Genomic DNA, 24398 nt, shown 5'->3' on the forward strand with positions numbered 1-24398 from the left:
TTCCTCGCAGCTAGCCAGCAAGGCACGACTCCACTGCTCTCATAAAGCCTGTAACGCCTCGCTGCTGAGGCAGAATCTGCTGGTGTCTCGGACGTACTGCGTCGATCGCCGCGGTGGCTTGATGTGCGGCGTGCCATGTGTCCACGATGAAGTAGTCAGCCCGCTCAGCCAATGTGCGGAGGCCAGGAGTCGCGACCTTGTCATCGTTGCCTCTTACTTGAACGGCACACAGTCGCGCCAGACGACTGCCTAGAAGCGACGCGGCGCGTGGAAGTAGTGAATAAAGACCGAGAGTCTTCCCATCGAGCCTCGACCAAACATCTCGTTCGACATCCGGGACATCGACGTCGAAGGAAGGCAATCGCAGATCGTCCGCTAGCGATTCGATCTCAACACGCTCCCGCAGACTAGCCCGCCCATAGAGTTGTCGAACCCGGTGAATCATGGTCGCCGCAAAGGCTGTTCGCGCGGCGTCGTCGGGGCATGGCGAATCTGCCGTCGCCTCAAGGACTCCGACCGCCCAGGACACAGCAATAGGCGAGGCGATCGCGATCCAGATGTCGCTTGTCTGCTCCAAGACTTTGCGGTACTCCCCACTGCTCGGTCCCACATCGAGCCACGCAGTTAGGAGTTCGAGGTAGGCGACTCGCACCATCTCGCTGAAATTGTCCTGCTCAGAAAGCAGGAGGAGCACCGTCTGGCAGAAGTCGTTCACCGACCCGCGCACGAGTAGGGTCGCGGCCTCGCTGCAAAGTACGTCGAGGCTAGCCCGAAGCTGATCGTCATTCGTACCGCTGACCGCTTCAATGAGCCAGTCGCTCACTGCGGCGGTCTCATCTGCACTGAGATCGCTCATCTTCGTCCACGAACCGCGACGGTCTCGCAGTGTAGCGCCAGCGTCTGCCCATCGCGCCTGCCCGGCAATACGTTTCGACCAACTCACCCATCCATCGCAGACGTTACCCGCCAACTGCTCCAGTTCTTCGAGGTCGCGTCGGTCTCGTCGACTGAAGTTCAGGGTGCCGGTCGCATCAAACTCACGGACCAGGGCAAGGACTCGCGACGCTTCGGCAGTGAGACTTGTTTCGAGGACGGCCTGGACAGCAATTGCCGCGGCCTCGGCCGACGGTTCCTGAACGAACCGGTTTACGACTTCATCGAAGCGTCGGTCCTCGAAGGCGGTGACAATCGCATCCTCCGCTGAGTCGACGCTGGTATTCTCCCGCGCCGGCGGACCGTGCTGCGAGATCAACTCCTGAAGACGCCCCTCCTCGACTGCACCGTCTGCACTCGCGCATATTGCCTGTTGCCTAACAAGGTCGCCGTCAGCGAGTGCCGTCAGCAGGGCAACGAGTCGCCCTTCCCACGTAGCGGGCACACGCACACCACGGAGCAATGACGCGAATGTCTGCAGAACACCCCGTTCATCGAACTCGGTCGCCATCCTTTGGTCGGCTGTTCCGGCGAGTTCGGTCCACCAGACCATCTGGAGGAGGATCTCTGAAATCGCTTGCGTTTTACGGGATTTAAGCAGTGCCTCGATGTGCGGCAACGCCCGCAGGTCAGTCCACCGGCCGAAGGTAGCGAGGTACTCGATTCGCAGGAAGCGATGGTTCTCCGCACTGAGATGACCGTTCAGCAGGAGACTTTCGAGAAGTCGACTCGCAGAATCGCTGTCCATCGCGAGTAAGGCCAGTCGAAAGTCCCGAAGCAAGTCTGTATGCGTTGGCTTCAACTCGAGCGGGCGCCAGACCCGACCGGACAGTGTGGCCACCATGTCTTCCAGGCGTACCAACATCTCGTCTGCACCGACTGCACCTGGCATCACGCGTCGGAGATAGGACGCGTGATTCAACCCAGCTGACTTCGCGGCGTCAGGAATCTCCCGTTGCATTCGCGTCGTGGACACTGTTTCGACCGACACCACGCTAGGCCCAAGAAACGCGACGAGGGTCTCTCGACCGCGCCGTTGCCCCTCGCTGTCCTCACTGAAGAGGTAGAAGCCGTCACGCCAAGGGAGAACAATCCATTCACTGGAGTGCGGACTGTACCGAGACGCTTGCGACTCGATCAAACCTTCCACACGGTCAGACCTGGTCTCGAATCGAGACAGATCGCCGACTATGTCAGTCACCGCCGCTTCGATCGTCACAGGACACCACCGAACCTGTCGTACGCGTCCATGCGGGCCTGAGCGACAAACGCATCATCGATCCTCAGATCGATGAGTTCCTCCCTTATTTGGATGCCGTTGAACGTGATGTTCATACTGCCGGCGAGTGCGTAATCGTCGCCGGTTAGTGCCTTGGTGTGGAGATTCTCGGAGGGATCGACAGATAGCGTGAACCGGTCGCCTAGTCGAAGATCCTCTGCGGTCGTCTGAAGTCGTTGCAGAAAGCGGGTGTTGTGAGGGTCGGTCGTGGTCCCCACGACAATGCGACTGCCGTGTGATGCGAGGGAGACCAGTATTTCGACGAGTCGGATTCGCCGTTTGCCGAATCGGCTCAAAGCGTCGAAGCCTCCGGCACTGTTGTCGACGACTTCTACATCAGATATCCACGGCGATACCAGCCACAAGCATTTGCTCGGATGAACCAGTTCCGCGGTGAAGATACCCGCCAGCAAGTCGGCGGCCTCGGTTGCGCTTGCACTCTTCGACTTCCGAATGACGCGGTTCACCACACCTCCCGCAGTACCACTCTCGCATCAAGACACTGCCCACGTTCATGCACACCGAGAACCTCGGGATAGCACCAGAGCGGACCAACCTCGACCGGGGACGCACTCAGATCGAGCAGTGCCGTCCGCAGCTCTCGACGCGATGCGATCGGCACCCGCAGAACGAGTTCGCCGTTAGCCCGCAGGTTGTCGTGCACTTCACGCCTGGCGTCGTCGCTCCACTCCGAGATGTTGTGTGTCGGTGTCGACGCTTGCCAGTGTCGTCTTAATGCTTCGATCGACCGTCCGGCGCGGTCCACATACGGATTGAAATACCCGCTCGACTGCACATCAGTCCCCCATGGCCACAGCACGTTTGATACCGCTCGTGACCGCCTTCGCTCCGTCACGTCGTGATCTAAGTGAAGGAATGGGTCGACCTCCGCCCTGTCAGCGAGGAGCGCAGCGAGCGCCCTTGGGCCCACATTCATACCGCATGATCGTTCCGCATCGTCGCGCGCGACCAGCCAACTGCGCACTTCATCGAAGAATGTCTCCGAGGCGCCGGGTCCAGCTAGGCGGGTGGTCAGCGCTGTTCGCGACGCATGGCTGAGGGCGATTCCCGCAGCCTCAAGCGCGGTGTCGAGTGCGTTGGTCGCATCTTCTACCGCCTGATGCCCGTTCGGCCAACTACGAACCAGAGTTTCGATCGCCGTTCGTACCAGGTTGTTTCCGGAGTCGATCACCGACCGGAGTTGCACGTCGAGCAACTCCAGGTCGCCCGGAACCAACACATCGGCAATAGCGACAGGAAGGCGTTCTGGTTGTTCGAGCAAGTCCATGACGAGCGCTTCAATATGTCCCGTACCTCCTGGAGACTGCTCGGAGATGTAGAACGTCCCGGTCTGATCGAGATCCAGGTCGACCGCAAGGTCATCCGCGTCTACATCGGAGAGTGCCGCGAGGAGTGTCTCAGCAGCAGACAACGTGAACCTTCGCCGCAGCGATTCGAGCCAGTCGGTAGTTCGCTCCGACGCGCGCGCGGCGGCGAGGTGCTCCCGGACTGCGTCGAGGACTTCGGGGTCTCCGATCCAGTTCGAGAACGAACCGGGGTTGGTCGGGTCGAAGACGTCTAAGCGGGCCGCCGCGCTCTGCATTCCGTCGGCGAACTGCCGATCGTTTGGGCCCTCGGTAGACCAGTCCCACATCGCGGCAAACGCCTCAACCGTGTCGGCCATCGAATTTCGGTCGAACACCGACATCGCTTCGGGCAGGCCCGGGTCAGTCAGGACGAGTTCGCGCAGCCTGTCAGACCGTTCGCTCGGAGTAGGCGGAGCATCGAACGCTGGCAATGTGACGCGCCCCTGAATCGCGTCAGCATGGACCTCTACACCGAGTGCCGCTTCTCGAATCATGTCAACGTCTCGGGTCTGGAATCGAACCTTCTTCGGGGTCGCCTGACCGTTCATCCACAGGAGACCTTGTGCTGTCTTTGCGTAGCGGACGACCCGGACTCCGCCACCTTGACTGTGTAGGTGCACGGTCAGTCCGTCGAAGAATCTCGCCGTCGCGCCCTGAGTGGGCAACGGCGCTCCAACACCGAGTGGAGTAGCGCTGAAAACCCAGTCGGCGCGCATTGAAGAGGCATCGCTCACCTCGTTGGGGACGCTGTCCAAGCTGACAACGGTCGGTGAGAACACGCGGACCATGCCCTGCGATGTGCTTACATCATCGATCGCGACCCCACGAACGTCCGCAACGTCGAGCAGGTAAGTCCCGTCAGTGTCGGTCTGAATAGGTGGTGCCAACCAATGACGCTTGCTTGCTGCCATTACTCCGAAGTGTCGTGAGACATTGCCGGGCAGGAACTCACGAATCGACCTGAGCGCCGGGAGGTGCTCGACTCGCACTTCGCCACGCGTCCAAGGAACGCGCATCTCAACGTCGGGTACCAACAGATCGTCGAAGAGGTTGCCAGGAACAAAGTCTCGAAGCGGAGTACGCGTGCGGACCCCGCTGTCGTCTTCGGCGGGCATCTCTCCACCCCATTGGTCCCGAAGGCGCCGGCGAAGCGTCGGGACCACGGCACCGAGGAGTGGTCTAGGTGCTTCCCAAAGCAGCTTATTCACCACGACGTCCGAGGCTGCCCCGTCGCCGAGGGCCAAACTCTTTCGTAGATGTCGGACCAACGAACCACGCTCGGCGCCGTCTCGTAATAGTGAAGTTAGGAGATCCGCCATTCTCGACTGCCGGGACCGGTAGTTTCCCACCCATTTGGGATCCTTGGTGAGTCGTTCCGCGGGCCCTGAGGCGTCCGCCCATGAGGAGTCGGTACCGTAGCTCAATTCGCGAGAAAGCCAATCGAGCAGGCTATACACCGCCTGAATCCTCAGGACGTACAGGTTCGCCAGAGGCAACGACCTCTCAGGCACCATGGGGCTGAACAGTGCGTCGTAGGCCATCCATGCATCGCGGTCACGCCCCCAGTCGCTGAGAATCACGACAGTCCATGGACGCGTTCGCATGTCGCGACCCGCACGTCCCTTCCGCTGCAGGAACTGAGCGGCATCGTGAGGCGCCTTGTGCTGCAAAACAGCACCGACCCGGTCGTCGTCGAAACCGACCTCTAGACTTGCGGTGGCGACGATGATGTCGGCATCAGCTGACACACCCGTATCCTGCGAGCTGGTACGGCCAACTCTCTTCTGAACGTCCCCATCCACTTCGTGACCCAATTCTTCTGCCAACCACCAGTATTGGCCGTCAGCATCACGCAGCGGTGGATCCTCTCGCTTCCCCTCCGACAGTCGCGCCTGGTCACGAGACCTCAGATGCGCAAGGGTTAGCGGATCTGCCCCGCGCTTGAGAGTTCCCGGCCAAGCCCAGCCCTCTGCATCCAGAAGGTCCCAATACAGACGATTTGTGCTGTCCAGCTTATCCGTGAACGCGAACAAGCGACTGCCGACCACGTTGCCGGAATCGACTGGAGGGTCGAACATGTTCCCGTTCAACACATCTAGCGAACGGGAGAGTGTCATTGCAGCCTGAATGGTCGTCGATAGGGTTCCCGTGTTGCCGTGAGGATTGTGCCGGAGTGCCAACAGGTACTCCGCCCCGGACTCTTCCAATTCGGTTAAGTCAGGTTCGACGTTCGTGATACACCCCGCGTCGAGACCGACAAGCCGGCCGAAGAACTCGCCGGCGTTGGTAAGGGTTGCCGAGAGGCCGGTCCACAGCGGTTCATACCCAAGTGCCTTGCGAAGGCGACGCAGGAGGTATGCGTTCTGAGCACCGGTCGTGCCCTCGTATATATGCACCTCGTCGAGAAGTACTGCCCTGAGACCAGGATTCACAACACCGAACGCCCGCAGATTTCCAGGCGACGACAACTGTCGATTCAAGGACTCCGTCGTACTCAACATTACTGATGGAGGGTCAGCACGAGCGGATTCGCGCGTCAGACGAAGCACACTCCCAGGAATCTCCAGACCGCAACTTTCGCATCGGAGGAGTTCGGTACCCGCTTTGAGCGCCTGATTTGGCCATATGAGATCACCATCGCAGTCGGCTTCGGGGCATCGCAAAAACGGACAGACAAATCCGCTCGTTACCTTGCGCCACGCTTCCAGCATCTCATCGCGCACCCAACGCGCAGCGTGCGGAGTCGGGCCGAACCAGGTGCCGAGTGAGATCGGATTCACAACTCCAACAGAGTCTTTCAGCCGCAATGCGTAAGACACTAACGTGCGGAGTTGGTCCTTGAGCAACTCGTTCCGCGGGTACAGGGCAAGGGCCCGCACGCCTTGGCCCTGATCCGCGTGATCACAGATCCACGCCAGCATCGGCATATAGAACGCCAATGTCTTTCCGCTGCCGGTTCCGGCGGTCACCACAACGCCGCCAGCATTCTTGTCTCCAAGAGCAGCGAGGATCCGGCCAGTCGCTCTCACTTGAAACGCCGATACCATCGGTGGTGCCAAGACGCGGAGTGCGCCGAGTCCCCGTTGCCCGAGACCACCACCAACCGACAGTTCTAATTCGACTGCGGAGACGTCACGGCATGGGCGGCGGCGGGGGCGTTGGAGATACCGATAATCAAGGACGAGTCGTCGCCCCTCGCCAATGGCTTCATTTCGAAACGCCTGCCGCATGGTGGCTAGAAGTCGAACAGTCTCAGCGCTTCTCGATCGGTAGCCGCCGTTTGGCGTCTGGACAACGAGAGCCAGATCGAGCATCTCACGGAGGAGATCTTCTGCGTCACCGTGAGCGCTGAGCAGCCGAATAAGTTCGTCTCGACGCCATTCTGCGCCGACGGCGCCCCAGGCGAGGAGTTCAGCCTCCCGAAGTTCGATGGCCGTCAGCGCTTGTTGAAGCTCATCAGACATCCGCATCGTCGATCGGCGCGCCGGCGATCACCTTGAAACTGCGCAGAGCACCCTGCGCCCGCAGCCAATCGAGGACATCGTCAGTCATCATCGCCAGCGAGGCACCACCACGAGTAGCGGCTGACAGGAAACGACGCACTGACTCGGGTTGCAGAGAATCCTCAACTTGTCGGAGTGCTAACTCTGCCTTCTGGAGAAGCTCAGCCGATTGCTCACTGGGGAAGTTGCTTTGGTTGCGAGCCAACTCGCCAAGCGCCTCCTCTAGGCGCACGGATGATTCGGCGATGCCAGACACCGCGCGAAGCGTGGCAGCTAAGACTTGAAGTTCCGCAAGGTCACCCATGCGTTCCGCGGCGTACTCACGCCAGAAATCAGTCAGATTCGCCTTGACTTCGGCACCCCAGCGCTCGAGGGAACGGACTGAACGGGTAAGCGGTCGTGAGCCAAGGCCACTGGCGGCCTGGCTGAGATCGGCTTTCAGTTCAGGTGGGGGGTACCGACCGTTCCAACCCAACGGCCTGACGACATCTGCGCCAGCCTCGAGTTCGTTGAAATCGTCGAGAAGCGCGGCAAAGCTCGCGTCGAGGTCCTGGAGATTCGAGAACTCTCTCTGGGCCTCACTCGCGTTATTGGCGAGATTGAGAGCATCCTCAGTGTCAGCGATCCAGGACACTCTTCCGGCACTCAGGTTCATGCCCCTCCTTGTGGCTCAAGACTTCTCACGACCGCCTCCAAACGTTGCACTTTCGATCTCACCTCGAGGCTAAGGGCCTGCAAGTCCCCAGCACCTCCACCCGATCGTCTGCATTCTTCGATGGTCAGATCCATCGATCTTCGTACTAACTCGAGCGAGTGAGCGAGTGTGGCGATCTCCCGCACGGCGAACTGTGAGCGGACCACTGCGCCAACGTCCCCCTCCGGAAGAGTCAGTAGCGCTACCTCGTCAGTGGCCGAGACTTCCGCGACATGTCGCCGGAATGTTCCTAGTTGGTCTCGCGGACGGAAGAAGCCAGCGATACTCGCCGCCTCTCCTACCGCTTCCGCATAACGTCCGACATCCGCCGGTCTCTGGCCCTCCAGAAGTGAGTCGATAGCAGCAACCGCGATTGCGGATGCCTCCGCTTCGGACGGTGCTGCCGCGGTACACGCTTGCAGCAACTGAAGTGCGTCTCGCATCAGTACTTCATCACTGTTCGACCGACCAACTTCCTCAAGCGATGACACGGGATTCGCCAGGAATCGTTGTACAGCGCCATCCAATTCACGGGGGTCGACCAACTGTGGGTCGCCATCTTCACCTTGACGCACAGCAGCAAACTCACCTACGTAATTCCGTACAGAGAGCGAGTGGATGATGCGCTCCGCGGTCGTATGCGCTTCTGCCCAGTGCGCGCTCGGCAGCTTAGGCGCTTCTGCGGGTTTCGCGAGAACAGGTGCTGCTCCGGCGATCGTGTCGATGCGTCGCCCCGAAGCTGCCAGTGCGACGGCACGTATTCCGACGGCGTCCTGCGCGAGTCGACTCCCGCCCGAACGCTGTAGGAATTGCGTGCGAACAATGTTCGCCCACTCGTCGAGTCGGGCTTCCAACTCGACCATCAACTCACCGGGATCGCTACCTTGCGGCCATTGCCATTTCGCCTGATTGGGATCGAAATGCCCGTGATCGCGGAACCACCGCGCAGCGACCAGGACACGAACATCTTCAGGTCCGCGTGTGACGGTGAACCTTATGGAGTCGCTACCAGCCGTTGCACCCCGCGCCCCCTCGATATCAAACGACGTGATGTTAAACAGTTTGTTGAGAAACTCTCGCCCACGACCGTCGTAGGTGTGGATGCGCCATTGATCGAGGTTCAGTCGATCGAGTGTCAATGCGTACAGCGCTGTCCGAATGGCATTCACGTCGTCTTCGGGAAGCTCCTCGCCGTTCTGCCACTGATAAACCGGATAAAGCTTGTTCTCGAGAGATGTCTCGAAACCGCCTCGGGCTTCTTCTCCACTGGACTGTCTCGTCGATTGCCGGTCCCGTTCCCCCGACTTTCGCGGGATAGCACTCTCTAGCGCGAAAGCATCGAGAACTCCTACCGCCAAGGGCGATTCGTTACCCCAAAGCACTAATGCTCGATAATTGCGCTCGGGATCCGTTGAAGGGAACTCTGCCAGCAGTACATCTCGCTGCATCTGCACACTGTGATCGAACTGATTCCAAGTGCGTTCATGCGGATAGCTCCGATTGCCGATATGAACATCAGCCTCCGTGAGGATCTCAGAAACGCAGTGATCGAGAACCTTGCGCGGGGTGGGGGTTCTGCCAACTCGCTTCAACGCTCTCTTAAGGGCTTCCTCGTTGTAGGGGTACAGGCCCACTTGGCCGAGTCCTTCGACGGTGACAGCACCGAACGCAGTGTGACAGGTGTCACGGTGCCGGCACGGCAAACCGTTCTCTCTCGTGTCGCATGCGTTTGCCATCCAATTCGACTCGGATTCGCGCCCATCAGTGGTCCAAAGACGGTGCGTCTCATCGCGGCCGATGCGCGTGAGGTTCAAATACCTGGCCACGAACTCCGCAGGTCGAGCGAGTGCATAGCCGCCTACGTGAAACTCATGCTCAATTCGGGTCAGCACCGTCCTTTCGAGGTCGCCATAGGGGCCGTCTGTGATCGCGAAGATGACCCGAAGCGGCGCCAACTCATCCCCCGGTTGCGTGACAAACTGATCGTAAAGTTCACCATCGACAAGGCCGAACTGCGCAAGATCCTCGAAGATCAAGATCAACTCTTGCTCTTGATCCCGCAGCGCTTTTCGCGATGCGCGGAACAGCGAGTCGAGTGTCTCCCCGCCCGGGAGTCTTAGTCCGACTGCCTTAGGCAGTGCGACGCGGAGTGCTTCCGCGAGCAACTTCGTGGCATCCTCGGGATTGCGGACGATGATCTGCCATAGCTCGTAGAGTTCCGTGCGCGAGCGAATTTCAGTACGTATCCCGCGCGCCCGAAGTGGCAGGTCGTCGGCCGAGAAGATCTCTTCGTTGTCATCTCTCCTGGACGTCTTCGTGTAGTACGACTGAACGAGTTGGCCCAATGCGCCCTCGGGTCGCAGCAGGGACTCTTTGAACGCGGCAAGATCAATTAGTTCGGCTAATCCGTCGCGTCGACCGCGTTCGGCGTCTCGAACTCCCAGCATATTGTTGCGGTCTTCGCGCTTGGCGGCTTGGTCGGCGGTCTCACCGTCAAACGACGCGCGATCATCGAGTGTCCAATTGAGCGCAATCTTCATCTCGGAGACAAGACGTTCCTGCAACTCACCGGGCTTGACCCCCGCGAACGCCGCATCGACGCGCTTAATAAGATCACCGCTCTGGACCCCAGGCAGTCCCTCGATGACCTTGCGCAGCAGTTCACGAAGCGTCTGCACAGCCCGTGGCACGTAAAGCACCCTGTACCTGGGATCTTCGGGCAGATGCGCGTGCACCCAGCGCACTACGTGGCTCTTGCCGCTTCCCGAACTTCCAGTTACAGCGACGAGTGTGTTGCGTTCGAGGTCGCCAATCCGACCAGTGAGTGCCTCGAGTACCTTCTGCTCACCTGACCTACCTCCGCCCAGTTCCGCTCCAGTGCGATGGTCGAGGGCTGTCGGCGTATGGGCCGCGAGGAAAACCGAATCCGCGTCTCCGGTAAGAGCACCGATGTCTGAGAAGACGGTCTGTGCGACATTGGAGGCACTCCAACAACGGAACTCTTTCATCGAATCTGTGGTCACGCGACTCTCCGCACTGAGATCCGGCCTACCTGTTTCGACGTTGCGCCGAGACCGATTGCGACCACATCGCGTGCGTCATCGGAAGGATCGAGTGTGAGCGCACCGGCAGTTTCCAGTTTCAGCAATCCCAACATGACGCTTTGCGGGAGGGGAGACCATCCATCACCTCCCTGAGGGAGATTGTCCGTAAGTGCGGTAACCCCAGTAACGGGAAGTCGTTTCTGCATAGCGTCAACCCACTCGCGCGCAGAACTCGATTGAGGAAGATGCCTGAGTTGGTCACTGATTGCAGTGCTTACGTCAGGAATCAATACCCGCGCGCTGGGTTGATCGGAGCGTCGAGCGAATCCGAGAGCTAACGCCCATCTCTGGAATGGCAACCACTGTTCACTCCTCGCCACCGCCTCGAGTCCGAGATCCCGTACTACCTTTTCGGTCGGACGCCATGCTGTCTGGAGGGGAGACAGAGGGTTGGTCTGAAGGAACCACGTTAGCCCGAGGACGAGGTCTGGCACCGTGCCCTCACTGTTGCTCAACGCGTGTTGCATCATTCGGTGGGCCAACTCTCCCCGAAACCACAGCCACTGATCCGCGTCGGTACGCATCTCCGCGGCGATCCTTGCATCGACGGTCCAAATCGAGGATTGTTTATCCTGGACGAGAAGATCCAGGCCCTCGCCGACATTGAGGCTCGCTGTCAGCACAGCGCTTTTCGCGGTCTTGGCCGAATCCAACGAACGAAGCATCTCAAGCGCTTTCTGCAACTCGGCAATGGACAATCCGTCAGCGAAGTTGCTCAGGTAGCGGCATATGACATACAAGCCGACGGCACTGGCGGTTGCGTTTCCGCGCAAGTAGTTCACGACCAACTCCCTTGTAGAAGTTCGGCGGCAGTCTCGAATGGCATAGCTGGTATGTCCCTGCCAACCTCCTTAAGCCCGACGTTTACGCCTGCAGGTACAAGCAGGACATCGAACACTGCGAAACCTGCAAGGTTGAGCCTCGCGCGTTGCCGACGGGCATTCCAAAAGCGCGAAACCTGTTGTTTAGGAGAAAAATACGACAAAGTGGACAGCGGGGTCACGCTGTTGGGGGTGAGCGGCAATGTGTCAGTGAAGAGAACCTCGCCCGGCGGAGCCTTCGGGCATGCATTGATGAGGCCGCCCAAGTGCCGCACCCCGAGTCGAACCAAGCCTTCGGCGATCCTCAGGACGAGTCGCTCGTTCTCTTGACGGTAAGTCAGTATCGCAAGGCCGTTCTCGCCTCGTGCAGCAGTGACAAACGCTTCCAAGTCTAAGTCCTCCTGAGCCGCGACAGCCCACACCTGGGCAGGATCTGGAGCGGGATCCTCGTTCATGGGTATTCGCAATCGACGGCAATCGGGGCACCGGCCACAGCGTCCGACAGGCTCCATGTGCTCGAGTCGAGTACCCCACTGGTCCAACAACTCCGAAGTTGGCGCATAGGCTTCGGCGATTCCAGTACACGCGCCCAGGTCCATGCATGAAACGGCACGCATGCGATTCAGCGAGTTGCGGGAACGTTTCGTCTCCTCCTGCTGCCAGGGCGCCCACACGTCGTTCCAGAAGATATCCATACCAAGCCCAGCACCATGCCGGATGATCGACGTCCAGTCGGACATCTCGACCGCATCGTCGCGTAGAAGCTCGCGGAGGTCGTCTACAACGAACTGATCCCTCTTCAACTCGCCTAGCTCGACCAAGCCCTGAATCAATTGCGCGTTCCACCGGCGGTTGTAATCGCCTCGTCCCACACCTCGGGAACCTTCAAGGTCTATGAAGATTCGCTCGTTCACTGTGGTGCGGTGTCCCCAAAGATCTCGCCACCGCTTTTCGGCCACCTCGGGAGTCAGGACCGTGACGCCCAGGCTGGCGGCTTCCTTTTCGTCACCTGCTGCGGTCACGAGAAATGCCCCACAGACGTCTCCGTCACGTCCTCCACGCCCCATCTCCTGATACCAACGATCGACAGTCTCTGGAAGACATGAGTGGACTACGGTTCTGATGTGCTGGTAGTCAATTCCGAGTCCGAAGGCAGACGTTGCGACAACAAGATCAATCGACGCTCCTTCGTCGGACGAGGCCCGAATACCCTCAAGCACCTCGGCACGCTCGGTTGCTGTGCTATTCCCGGTTACCATCGCGATCCTGGAGTAACCCGAACCTCGAAGATCGTTAAGCCACTCTTCGGCTTTCGTTGGGCTAGTGACATAGAGGATCGCAGGACGCGCGCAGTGATCGATCGTGTCGCGCACCCGCGCATCGCGCTCAGTAGTGTCAAGCGCATGTGCGACCCAGATTTCAGGTTCGCTGCGTAACGCATTGGCGACGATCGGACTGCAGGGACCGGGCTTTCCGAAGTAGGTTACGAGATCGCTTATTTCGGCTTCGCCTAGCGTGGCGCTCAGAAGCAGCGTGACAGGCCGGGGATGCCCACTTGTCTCGGCGGCATTGAGAAGTTCGCGCCGAAAGTCGGCTAACGTCCTGAACTCCGGCCGGAAACTTCGACCCCACTGAGTGACCAAATGTGCTTCATCGATAACAAACCCCTTCAAACGCCCGATTGACGCAGCATCGAGAAGCGTCTGACGTAGAGCACGCGTCATCGACTCTGGCGACGTGACGAGAAGTGGTTGCTGCCCGTTACTGATCGCCAACTTCAACTCGTCTCGCACCGCATCACTGGTACCGGCAGTCCATGCGATGGGGAGTTTGGCCGGATTGAGCTTCGGATTTCGTCGTACGAAGTGCTCGCGAAAGCGTCGTTCGAAATCGTAGGCGAGAGCAACTGTCGGAACCACGATTGCGGTGAGGCCTCGCTTGGACTTATCGGCAAGGCATAGCGCAATCTCCGTCTTGCCAGACCCGGTGGGCAGCATCGCGATTAAAGTGGAGGCCTCCGGCGCCGACATCACTGCGCGGCAAGCGGCGCGCTGTCCTGGGGTTCGGTAGGTGTCAAAACCTGTGCTGCTGACGAAGAAGGGGTCCGCGGACAATGGTGCCGAGTGAAACCGCTCTCCATCAGAGGTCCCCGCAAGGGCCGCTATATCTGGAACTCCGTCGAGCGCCAACCAGTCTGGACGCCAAGAGTCGGCTATCCACATCCCGTCAGAGCGTTCTCGCAGTCCGACGCGGTCGGAAACCCTGCGCAGGGCATGCGAGATCACACCGTCCACTTCAATCGGCACATCGCGCCCGTCGCGAAGAGACCATCGCCGAAGCAGTTGGCGTACAAGCACTCCTTTGTCCACATCACTAGCGGCCCGACCTGCGAATGCGCTTGACAGTCGGCGATGCAAGTCGTCTGAGAACAAAAACTCGGTGCTCCCGGTGCCAAGAAGTGAAAGTACTTGTGCCTCTTCTTGCTCTTCGTTCATGCGAAGTACTCCTCAGGGCAGAGTACGCATGCCCCACACGCCACCATGCGAATCTTCGGTTCGCGGATGCCGGCACTCAGCGCGAGAGCAGCAGCCCGCTCCAGGCCTAATTCTTGCTCGGCCGAATCTCGCTCCTGCTCGGTTCGCAGTCGCAGCGCTCGAGCTTCTAGGATCGCAATCCGCCGCGCGCTGTCCCGTTCAGCGCTCACCAAGGCAGTCTCCAGCGATGACGCAACGGACTGAGAAGTCCTGACCTCTGCCCAAGCTGTGGCGGCGCTCCGTTCGCAGAGGGTTGCCCACGCCGGCATCTCCTCGAGAATCAGCCCCCAACTTCCTCCCCGGAGGATTGCATCTCGATCTTTGTCAAACGTTCGGTCGAGGTCCTCAATAACCAGGTCGCTAGGGGCAGGCCCCGACGGATCGGTCCAGGTATCCAGCCGAATCGGTTGCAGGTGTGCTTCGCCACGACGCGCCAACCGCCGTGCCTGCGGCCCGTCAAGGAGACCATCCTGTTGCGCGTCAAACTCGATCAGAAACTCACAGTGCAGCCAAAGTGCCGGCGCTGTAATACGTTTAGGGCGCGCGATTGCCGACGCCCTACCACGTTCATCAATCACCAAGTGTTGGTGAAGCCACTCGACCAGCGGATCACCCACACGGAACGGCGCCACACCCGCGTTTTCAAGAGTTACGGCCCGATCGAACGCCTTCGGCGTGAGTAACACTTCTAACGCGTTGGCCTCATCATCAGGGAGGCCGATTCCCCGCGCGTTACCGAACCGGACGATTCCGAGATGATCCTCATCTGGTTTCAGCGCTAGTGCACCCACACCGATTGTCAGGCGACGAACTGAAGTCCGAAGTTCGTCGGTCTTCGATTCGTAGTCGAGCAGATCGTCTAACGCTTCGTCGGTAAACACCGTGGCCGACTCGACCGACTCCAATTCCTCGAGGAGGTCGATGTCATCCTGTTCGGCTTCTACACGCTCGCGTAGCTCAGATACATCAAGCTTGAGTGCTTCCACACCTCTTTTGACAAGGTTGGCCTCAATATCACCGAGGATTGCAGCAAGCAGTCGCTGAACCGTCGACACGGATGCGTCGAAGACACCGATACCGTCGCGCAGCAGGCCGATGTGAGCACTCACCCAGTCACTGGCCGATTCCGTGAACACCACAACCTCGGCGCGTTCAGGCCTGACCGCATAGCGGTCAAGTCGCCCGATTCGCTGTTCCAATTGGTTTATGTCGAGCGGTAGATCGAGATTGACCAGCACTTCGGCAGCTTGGAGGTTCCGACCCTCGTCGACCGACGAATCTGAGACAAGGATGCTCCCTCGATATGCGCCGACAAACAGTTCGACTTCGCGATCTCGTTGCTCGGCAGTCATTGAGTACAGATGACGGTGGACTGTGTGCTTCTCGACCATCCCGCTGATGATCGATTCGAACTGCTCGAGGACCGGCGGGAACGTTGACGCCACCACTACCCGGTGGCGTTTCGCAACCCTGTCAGCGACTAAATCGGCGGCGGCTTGTAGTCGATGCAGCGTGCCCGCCATTTCCACACGTGCAGAAGCCATCTCAAACATGACACGATCGTCGTCCGACGACGGGTGTGCGAGATAGTCCATCATGGCGGTGGGTCCAGCAATTGCGTGCAAAACAGCGCTCGCATAGTCCGCTGCGGCGTCGCGTCGATGCGCTAGCCGGTGCCGATAGGTCTCAAGGAAATCATCGATCGCGACACGCGCGGGATCAGCGATGTCAATGTAGTACGGCGCACGCCCGGCAACAGAGTAGGTCTCTGTGAGTTGGCCAGAGCGGCGATGACGAATCATGCGACGACTGAGTCGGTATATCTCGCGCACATAGTTAGCGAGATCCGTCCAAGCAGTTGCAAGCGGATCGTCGGAAGCGCGGCAGGACGCAACCAACGCAGAAACAGTCCTGTCGCTTGAGAAGTCCGCCTCGATGCTTCTCAACACATCAGTCTTCTGTCTGATGCTCGCCCGGCGAGATGAGAGCACCTGAACGTCGACCGCGCTTCGCTCACGCTCATCGACGCGCGTTTGAAAGTCTTCTAGGGTCGAGTCGCGGAATGCGACAGGGTCGACAAGAGCCAGCAGACGACGGTAGGTGTCGAGCGCGCCGCGCATGGGTGTCGCTGACAACGCCAGGAGACCATCGACCTGTCCAAGTTGATGCTCCGTCTCTGAACCTGGTGCGATGTACTCGAGGAGGTTGTGGGCCTCATCGACCACGATCAAGTCGAAATGATGTAGTCCATCAGTGAATTCCGCAGCACACCCATTTAAGCGCGAATGCGACTCCACCCGAAGGGCGCGATCTTTCAACGACTGACCGAGGTGCAAGCGGTTACGAAGTTCAGACGTCCACTGTCCCTGAAGGCTCTCCGGGCAAAGCACCAGGATGTTGGCCGCTGGATCATCAATCAGCAATTGCCGGATGACGATTCCGGCCTCGATTGTCTTTCCGAGACCAACCTCGTCCGCCAGCAGATACCTCATCACCGGATCTCCCAAGATCCTTACCGCAGTATCGATCTGATGCTGGAATAGTTCGATCGGCGCCGAGATCGCTGCAGTTAGCCCTCGGGACACACGCCTCTGTTGGTTGAGTTCGTCAAGCAAAGCGGAACGGGCGTCGTAGTAGGTCGGAGCTTCGACCAAACCGTGGCCAACTGCGACGGCCGGATTCTCGAGTGCACGCTCCCACCGGACTTTGAACTGGCTCTCCGAAAGCTGAACTGGCGCCCCCCTACCGACCAGTGCGACACGATATCGATTTCCGCTCAGATGGCGATCGATTACTCCGGCATGCCACCCATACGGTTTCGCCGGAACCCACACGCGGGTGCCCTTTGGCATCGGTCTATCGACAATCTCGTCGCGCGTGACCAGTATTTCTTGTTCGACAACGTTCGGCACGTCAACGTAGGACAGCACAAGTTTGCCACTTCGGTCACCCTTGCAGAAGCCGAACCCGAGTTCGAGAAACGGTTTGGCCCGCAACCACCTACCGGCGTAGTACGAGGTCGGCCTCACTACCTTAGACGACACCGACCGACGCCCCCTCCGATCGACGGGTTCGTTCGACGGACCCGACGTTGAGAGGCGCCCCGATGTATCTCCCCATGTACCCCACACTAACGGCAGAGTCGGACAATGCGTGGCTACATTCTGGCAATCGCTCGGCCGCGGTACGCCGGACGCCTAGTCGACCGTACTCCAGCACAATCTCGCGACCGCGTCGTGACTGTGAATGCTCTCAATATTGCGCGCCACGATGTCATGGGGCACTCGAAGCTCACGGCAGCTAATCGTCAAGTCACGGATCAGATCTTCGACGAACTTCGGATTGTCGTACGCGGCCATGGTGATTGCGCGTTCATCTGGACGCTTCACCACCGGGTACACGGGGCACGACGACGCGGCGCGGATGAGGCGGACAAGATCGACCACCGGAACCGGATACGGCGAATCGTTCGAGCCGTGGGTAGATAGCGACACCCTGCTGCGCTGGTTGTGCGCGCCATAGTCGCTGATCGCTTTGCTGCACGGGCACAGCGTGGTGACATCGGTGGTCACGGCGCTCGTCAGGTAGAACTCGTCGTTGATCAAACGACCGCGCAACGCGAGATCGTGGACCTGGTACCCCGAGTTCTGAGTGGCCGGTGAATCGACTCGCGTAGCCACCGGCATCGCCATTGAAATCCGCAGATCAGTGGTGTCAAGAAGAAGTGCTACGGCCTTGAAGGCCGTATGAAGTTCGTACGGATTGACTGTGCCAAAGTGCACCTCAACGGCTTGGACCATTCGACTCATATGGGTGCCCCGGCGATCCGCCGGCAGTCCGACGGTCATCTCGACTTCGGCGATGCCCGACTGCTCGATGACTCCGTCATCGAACGTCACGGGGTAGCGCAGGCCGCATACTCCAACCTCGTCGATCGGGATATCGCGTATGTCGGGCGCGCTCTGTACGTCAGGCAGGCCGTTTGTCATTCTGCGCTCGGACCTCGATACACGCACCCCGAGGTGCAAGTTTCTCGGACTTGCACCGCCGACATCATCGGCAACGACGACGCGAGCTCATTCCAGATCCACGCCGCGAGACGCTCGCTCGTCGGATTCTCCAGGCCATCGATCTCGTTGAGGTAGTAGTGATCGAGCCGATCGATCACCGGCTTGCACGCACCCTTGATGTTCCCGAAGTCGACCACCCACCCCGACTGCTCGCCTATCGGGCCCTTGACGTGGACCTGCACCTGGTACGAGTGCCCATGCAGGCGCGAACACTTATGATCGCTCGGGACGTTCGGAAGACGATGCGCCGCTTCGAATTTGAACTCGTAGAAGATTTCCATAGTGTCGGTCATGGGATTCCTAGGAACTTGTGGGTTTGCAGGTTCAGGCGCCACTTCGGACGCTTCAAGCAGTACTCGACGGCGGCGGCCGTGTTCTCGCGCAGGGCGGGGCCGTCCATCGGCGACAGACGGAAGGACCCGAAGTCGAGGTCTTCAAATTGAGCGGGGTCACCACCTTCCTGCGGATACACCAACTTCAATTCGTCACCTGACGTAAGCGCCAGTGGCGCGCCGATCTTCGGACTGACACAGATCCAGTCGAGCCCCGGCGGTGCCGTCTGCGTGCCGTTGGTCTCGATGGCTACGTAGAAACCTTCAGCGTGGAGGGCGTTGACCAGTTCCGCATCGAGTTGCAACAAGGGCTCGCCACCCGTGCAGACAACCATGCGGTCCGCGTGCCCCGCTTCGGGCCAGGTTCTCGCCACCGCGGCCGCGAGGTCCCGTGCGTTGGTGAACCGGCCTCCGCCGACACCGTCCGTGCCGACGAAGTCGGTGTCACAGAACTTGCAGATCGCCCGCGCCCGATCACGTTCTCGTCCGGTCCACAGGTTGCAACTGGTGAATCTGCAGAAAACTGCAGGGCGACCAGTGTGGAAACCCTCGCCTTGCAAGGTGTAGAAGATCTCCTTGACGTTGTAGGGCATTAGGCCGCCTGATAGGCAAGGGGGTCGTTGAGGCCTGCTTCTTCAAAGCCCTTCAGGCGGAGTAGGCAGGAGTCGCAGCGTCCACACGGTTCACCGGAGGCGCTCGGGTCGTAGCAGGACGAAGTCAAACCGTAGTCCACTCCGAGAGCGGTCCCGGCTCGCACGATCTGCGCCTTGGTCATCTCGATCAGCGGCGTGTGGATCTTCAGGCTTGAGCCTCCCACCCCGGCCTTCGTCGCCAAGTTGGCCATCGTCTCGAACGCGGCGATGTACTCTGGCCGGCAGTCGGGGTAGCCCGAGTAGTCGAGGGCGTTCACACCGATGAAGATGTCCTGTGCGCCAACGGTTTCAGCATAGGCGAGCGCAAACGACAGAAAGATCGTATTGCGAGCTGGCACATAGGTGCTGGGGATGTCGTGGTCCGTTAGCTCGGCCGCGCTGTCGTGCTTAGGTACGTCGATGTCGGCAGTGAGCGACGAACCTCCGAAGACTCTCAAGTCGATGTCGGCGACCACGTGGCGTTTCACGCCCTGCGTGTCGGCCACACGCCGGGCAGCTTCGAGTTCGACGACGTGCCGTTGACCGTACCGAAAGGAGAGTGCGTACGGGTCGAACCCCCGGTCCTTCGCGATCGCCAGAACGGTCGTGGAGTCCAGACCTCCACTGAGCAAAACTACGGCTGGCGTTCCCATAGAAACCTCCACTGATTTGTCGGGCTGTGCGGTTATAGTAGCCAAAACTACACCGGCGAGCCGACACATTTAGAGTGTAGTTTTGGGCGAGTCGGAGGGAGGTGCCATGCAGAAACTCACGATCGTAGTGAACTGCACTGACAGGAAATCGGTGGTACCCGGTTCCGACCTGCGAGTTCGGTCACTGCCACCCGGAGACGCAGATCAGCGCTTCGGTGCGTGGCGTTCGCGGGTTGAGAGGGCCACCGCGAGCGTCGACTTGCTGGACCTCTATCAGGGCGAGGCGTGGCTTCAGGCCAAAGGACTCGCACAAGATGCCCGGTCTAGCGGTGCGAACGTTCGGATGCTCGTCGCATCAGCGGGCCTCGGACTCAAAGATGTGGCAGAACGCGCCCCGTCGTATGCGGCGACGTTCTCGAGTGGCCATGCAGACTCCGTCTCCGACGACGTCAAGCGCACCTCGGAGTGGTGGAGTCGACTCAGTGGGATGCCGAACACGACGTCCCTTTCGCAAGTGGGTGACGGGCCGATACTCCTCGTCATGTCCGAGAGTTACGCACGGGCCATGGACACCGACCTCGTTGAACTGTCGCAACGCGGAGGCGACTACCTCCTAGTTGGTGGATGGCGGTCGATCGAGGGTCTGCCGCGGTTGCGCGCCGACCGCGATCTTCGCCACGCCCTGGGCGGTACGGTATCGAGCCTCAGCCTGCGGATGGCGCGCAAGTGGATGGCGAGTCGGACTGGCACAGCGCTGTGCTCGGAACAGGATGAACGCCGGTGGATGAGATGGGCTCGACGCGTTCGCCGATCAGAGCAGTATCAGCGCGCTCCATTGACCGACGATGAACTCATCGAGTTGATTGGAGGCCTACTGCGCGACGATCCGAATCTCTCGGCTACGCGTGCACTTCGCATGGTCAGAGATCGCGGAATGGCTTGCGAGCAAAAGAGATTCGGTGGCCTGTTCCGAGGATTGGCTAGCGTCGAGTGACCGACCCACACGAACCGATGCTCGAACGGCGAGCACTGCGAATCGAGCAGAACAGCCACACTCCGTTGTATCTCTTCGCGCTTGCAGCAGACGAGGTCGGTCTCGTCGCGGACGTCGCGCGGATTTCGCGAGACGAAGCGGGCAAGTTGATCGGCTACCAACGCGGAGAACGCAGGAACCATGTCAAGCAGATCCTGGACTACCTCAACTCGGGCGAGGTGGTGTTCCCGAATGGTCTCATCCTTGCGCTTCCCGACACAGTGCGATTCCGGTCCAGTCGCGGACCGGCGACCACCGACGGCCTCGCCACAGCCGGCACTCTCGAGATCCCGCTTCCCACCAACGATTCCGACCCGCGCCCGGCGTGGATCGTCGATGGTCAGCAGCGGAGTCTCGCGTTAGCACGGACAAGTAACTCCAAACTTGCGGTTCCGGTGGCCGGCTTCGTCGCATCGTCATTGGAACTTCAACGCGACCAGTTCCTCCGCGTGAACACCGTCGCTCCGCTTCCAAGCAACCTCGTCACAGAACTACTGCCGGAGGTTGTATCGGCGCCGTCGCCGCGGCTGTCACAGCGCAAAATGCCGTCGGCTCTCGTCGACGTGCTGAACCGCGACCCCGAGTCCCCCTTCTTCGGACTGATCAAGAGGGCATCCACCGACCCAGATGAACGACGCGTTGCGGTCGTAACGGACAACAGTCTTGTGGAAGCGATCAAGGAGTCGCTCGAGTCGCCGTCGGGCGTCTTGTTCCCCTTCCGCAACATCGCCACCGGATCTACTGACACTGACGGAATTAGACGCATACTGCTCGTCTACTGGAAGGCCGTCCGAGCAACCTTCCCCGATGCATGGGGTCGACCCGCGACCGAATCCCGTCTCATGGGTGGTGTAGGCATTCGTGCCATGAGTCGCCTGATGGACCGCGTCATGGTGCACGTGGACCTCTCCGATGCAGGTGCGGAAAAAGCTGCGAGACAAGAGATCATGCTCATCGCCGACCACTGCTGCTGGACGAGTGGCGTGTGGGAGGAACTTGGCTTGCCGTGGGATGAAGTCCAGAATGTCCCGAAGCACATCGCCGCGATCTCGAACTACCTCGCACGCGTCTACGTCGGCGCTCGCAAGGAGCGCAAGTGAGGTTCTACTTTCCGGACAGCCAAGATCAAGTCAGTCCGACGTACGACTTCATCCACGACGAGCACTCACCACTGCGTGTCCGCCAGCGCGACGACCGTTACGCCCACGAAGTGCTTACTGCCCAGGCTTACAACGGCGTGCTGGTGTCTAAGGCGATTGTCGACGGATCGATCAAAGGGGTTGGCAAGTACTCGATGCCCCAACGACAACGGATGTACCGACTGGGGGTTCGTGGATTCCTTCGGCTTCCGGACGGTGTTGCCACACTGGGTGACTGCGGTGCGTTCAACTACGTCAACGAACCCGAACCTCCCTACACCGTCCATGAAGTCCTCGACTTCTACGAGCAGTGTGGTTTCGACGCGGGCGTGAGCGTCGACCACATCATCTTGGGATTCCGAAGGGACCTCAGTGAGGCGCCGGATGAGTGGAAGGAGCGTCGGTCGATATCGCTGACCTACGCAGAGAAGTTCAAAGCCGCGGCGGACGATCGGGGCACCAATCTCGTCCCCTACGGAGCTGCGCAGGGTTGGGATCCGGCAAGCTACGCCGACAGCGTGCGCCAGTTGCAAGACATGGGCTACGACCACATCGCACTCGGCGGCATGGTCTCGTTGAAGACAACCGACATCCTGGCCTGCCTGTTCGCGATTGACCGAGTTCGCCACCCCGAGACCCGCTTACACCTCTTAGGAATCACTCGCATCGAGGCGATGGCCGAGTTCGAAACACTCGGCGTTGCAAGCTTCGACAGCACATCGGCCTTCCGTCAGTCGTTCATGGACGACCGCGATAACTATCACACGTTAGAGAAGCACTACGCGGCGATCAAAGTGCCCCAGGTCGATGGCAACGTGTCGCTCAAACGAGCGATTCTGTCGGGGAAAGTGTCTCAACGTGAAGCAGTGCTCGCGGAGCGTGACAGCCTTCAGGCGCTCCGCTCGTTCGATCGCGGAGAGTGCACCCTCGACGAAACCTTGAACGCAGTGATCGCTTACGAAGATGTCGTCGGTGTGAAGAGGTCATACCGCGATCTATATCTCGAGACATTGCGGGCCGCCCCTTGGCGCAAGTGCGAGTGCGGACTCTGTGAGAAGCACGGTGTGGAGATGGTCATTTTTCGTGCGAGCGAACGCAACAAGCGGCGAGGCTTCCACAACTTGTCGGTACTGGCGAAGAAGATGAAGAAGCTCAAGCCGGCGACGATTCCGGTTCTCGAAAGGACAGTCAGTGGCTGATAGATACGAGATCAAGGTTCCCGCTCTCGAGGTGCGGCAGGGCGAGCGACGCATTTATTGCTTCGCGGTCGACGGGAAGCGTCTGCTCGACTTCACAGCCGTTTCGCGTGTAAAGCGAACCGACGAGGGCAGTCTCGATGGCTATCAGCGCCCAGAGGTCATGAGCCACATTCGGGCTATCCGGCGATACATCGAGTCGCCCGAGGCGATGCTGCCGAACGCCGTCGTCTTGGCGTTCGATCCGCGCGTGCGCTTTGTGCCAGCGCGGCGAAAGAGTCCCGTTGACTACTCGGTAATGGGCGAGCTCGTGATCCCCGTGGACGAGTCGCTTCCCGAGTCCGAAAAGCCAGCGCTTCTGGTAGACGGCCAGCAGCGTACGGCCGCGATTCGGGATGCCGATGTCGCCGAATTCCCAGTTGCAGCAGTCGCTTTCATCGCATCCGGGTCTGAGGAGCAGCGCTCACAGTTCATCCTGGTGAACAACACCAAACCCCTGCCCAAAGGGCTCATCCACGAACTGCTGCCCGATGCCACAGGGCACCTGCCACCAAAGTACGCGCGGCGCCAACTGCCGGCCCAGGTGATGGTAAGACTGAACTTGGACACGGACAGTCCGTTCCGCGGAGCAATAGCCACGCCAACTTCGCCGGACGGGTACATTAAGGACAACAGTGTCCTCAAGATGATCGAGAACAGCCTGTACGACGGTGCGCTGTACCAGTACCGGGACCCAGAGGACGGGTCAGGCGACATCGAAGAAATGGTGTTGCACCTGAAGATCTTTTGGAACCTCGTCGAGGCCACTTGGCCGATCGAGTGGAAACTCATTCCAAGGAAATCGCGGTTGACACACGGCGTAGGGATCCAGTCCTTGGGCTACGTCATGGACGCGATTACCGAAGGCTATAGTACAGATACCTTGCCAGATATTGGGATTGATCGTCGGTTATCTGCGCTATGCGAAGTTACTTCATGGACAAGTGGCACGTGGGAGCTGGCGCCAGATGATCACCGTCGTTGGAACACGCTTCAAAATACGCCTAACGACATCAAGCTTTTGACTAACCTACTAACATGCGTCGCTCTTAAATAAGATTGGGCTACA

At 59.7% G+C, this 24398-nt stretch carries 16 protein-coding genes; 4 read left to right on the forward strand and 12 right to left on the reverse strand.

The genetic code is table 11. The features are described from left to right. Positions 1–10 precede the first annotated feature (10 nt). From dpdD to queC, 12 genes are all read right to left on the reverse strand, one after another. Positions 11–2152 (reverse strand): protein DpdD, encoded by a 2142-nt coding sequence (dpdD, locus tag NM203_RS17890; RefSeq protein ID WP_255061401.1) that lies wholly within the window; start codon positions 2150–2152, stop codon positions 11–13. Continuing rightward, complete coding sequence (gene dpdK / locus NM203_RS17895) at positions 2149–2679, reverse strand: phospholipase D-like domain-containing protein DpdK (protein ID WP_255061402.1); 531 nt, start codon at positions 2677–2679, stop codon at positions 2149–2151. The genes dpdD and dpdK overlap by 4 nt, the downstream gene beginning before the upstream one ends. Further along, positions 2676–7043, reverse strand: coding sequence for a protein DpdJ (gene dpdJ / locus NM203_RS17900; RefSeq protein ID WP_255061403.1), 4368 nt, complete (start codon positions 7041–7043; stop codon positions 2676–2678). The genes dpdK and dpdJ overlap by 4 nt, the downstream gene beginning before the upstream one ends. Then, positions 7036–7737: a hypothetical protein gene (locus NM203_RS17905; RefSeq protein ID WP_255061404.1), complete on the reverse strand. Its 702-nt coding sequence runs from the start codon at positions 7735–7737 to the stop codon at positions 7036–7038. Before NM203_RS17905 ends, dpdJ begins: the two co-directional genes overlap by 8 nt. Further along, entirely contained in the window at positions 7734–10799 is a 3066-nt protein-coding gene (locus NM203_RS17910; RefSeq protein WP_255061405.1) for an ATP-binding protein, read from the reverse strand. Before NM203_RS17910 ends, NM203_RS17905 begins: the two co-directional genes overlap by 4 nt. Next, a complete protein-coding gene (locus NM203_RS17915; protein WP_255061406.1) occupies positions 10796–11662 on the reverse strand; it encodes a hypothetical protein in 867 nt (288 codons plus the stop codon). Before NM203_RS17915 ends, NM203_RS17910 begins: the two co-directional genes overlap by 4 nt. Next, positions 11659–14196, reverse strand: coding sequence for a protein DpdF (gene dpdF, locus NM203_RS17920; RefSeq protein ID WP_255061407.1), 2538 nt, complete (start codon positions 14194–14196; stop codon positions 11659–11661). Before dpdF ends, NM203_RS17915 begins: the two co-directional genes overlap by 4 nt. Continuing rightward, positions 14193–17264, reverse strand: coding sequence for a protein DpdE (dpdE, locus tag NM203_RS17925; protein WP_255061408.1), 3072 nt, complete (start codon positions 17262–17264; stop codon positions 14193–14195). Before dpdE ends, dpdF begins: the two co-directional genes overlap by 4 nt. A 168-nt stretch (positions 17265–17432) precedes the next feature. After that, positions 17433–18224: a GTP cyclohydrolase I FolE2 gene (locus NM203_RS17930; protein WP_255061409.1), complete on the reverse strand. Its 792-nt coding sequence runs from the start codon at positions 18222–18224 to the stop codon at positions 17433–17435. Continuing rightward, a complete protein-coding gene (queD, locus tag NM203_RS17935) occupies positions 18221–18598 on the reverse strand; it encodes a 6-carboxytetrahydropterin synthase QueD (RefSeq protein WP_255061410.1) in 378 nt (125 codons plus the stop codon). Before queD ends, NM203_RS17930 begins: the two co-directional genes overlap by 4 nt. After that, complete coding sequence (queE, locus tag NM203_RS17940) at positions 18595–19230, reverse strand: 7-carboxy-7-deazaguanine synthase (RefSeq protein ID WP_255061411.1); 636 nt, start codon at positions 19228–19230, stop codon at positions 18595–18597. The genes queD and queE overlap by 4 nt, the downstream gene beginning before the upstream one ends. Then, entirely contained in the window at positions 19230–19922 is a 693-nt protein-coding gene (gene queC / locus NM203_RS17945) for a 7-cyano-7-deazaguanine synthase QueC (RefSeq protein WP_255061413.1), read from the reverse strand. The genes queE and queC overlap by 1 nt, the downstream gene beginning before the upstream one ends. Positions 19923–20028: 106 nt before the next feature. On the opposite strand from queC, the gene NM203_RS17950 reads away from it, so the two are divergent. Genes NM203_RS17950 through dbpB (NM203_RS17965) form a run of 4 tightly spaced genes read left to right on the forward strand, consistent with a single transcriptional unit; the run spans position 20029 to position 24386 of the window. Next, positions 20029–20916: a hypothetical protein gene (locus NM203_RS17950; protein WP_255061414.1), complete on the forward strand. Its 888-nt coding sequence runs from the start codon at positions 20029–20031 to the stop codon at positions 20914–20916. Beyond that, positions 20913–22055, forward strand: a complete 1143-nt coding sequence (gene dbpB / locus NM203_RS17955) for a DGQHR domain-containing protein DpdB (protein ID WP_255061415.1) — start codon at positions 20913–20915, stop codon at positions 22053–22055. Before NM203_RS17950 ends, dbpB (NM203_RS17955) begins: the two co-directional genes overlap by 4 nt. Further along, positions 22052–23293, forward strand: coding sequence for a tRNA-guanine transglycosylase DpdA (dpdA, locus tag NM203_RS17960; protein WP_255061416.1), 1242 nt, complete (start codon positions 22052–22054; stop codon positions 23291–23293). Before dbpB (NM203_RS17955) ends, dpdA begins: the two co-directional genes overlap by 4 nt. Then, positions 23286–24386 (forward strand): DGQHR domain-containing protein DpdB, encoded by a 1101-nt coding sequence (gene dbpB / locus NM203_RS17965; RefSeq protein ID WP_255061417.1) that lies wholly within the window; start codon positions 23286–23288, stop codon positions 24384–24386. The genes dpdA and dbpB (NM203_RS17965) overlap by 8 nt, the downstream gene beginning before the upstream one ends. The last annotated feature ends 12 nt before the right edge of the window (positions 24387–24398 follow it).

Source organism: Mycolicibacterium arenosum, assembly GCF_024320865.1.
GTDB classification, from domain to species: domain Bacteria; phylum Actinomycetota; class Actinomycetes; order Mycobacteriales; family Mycobacteriaceae; genus Mycobacterium; species Mycobacterium arenosum.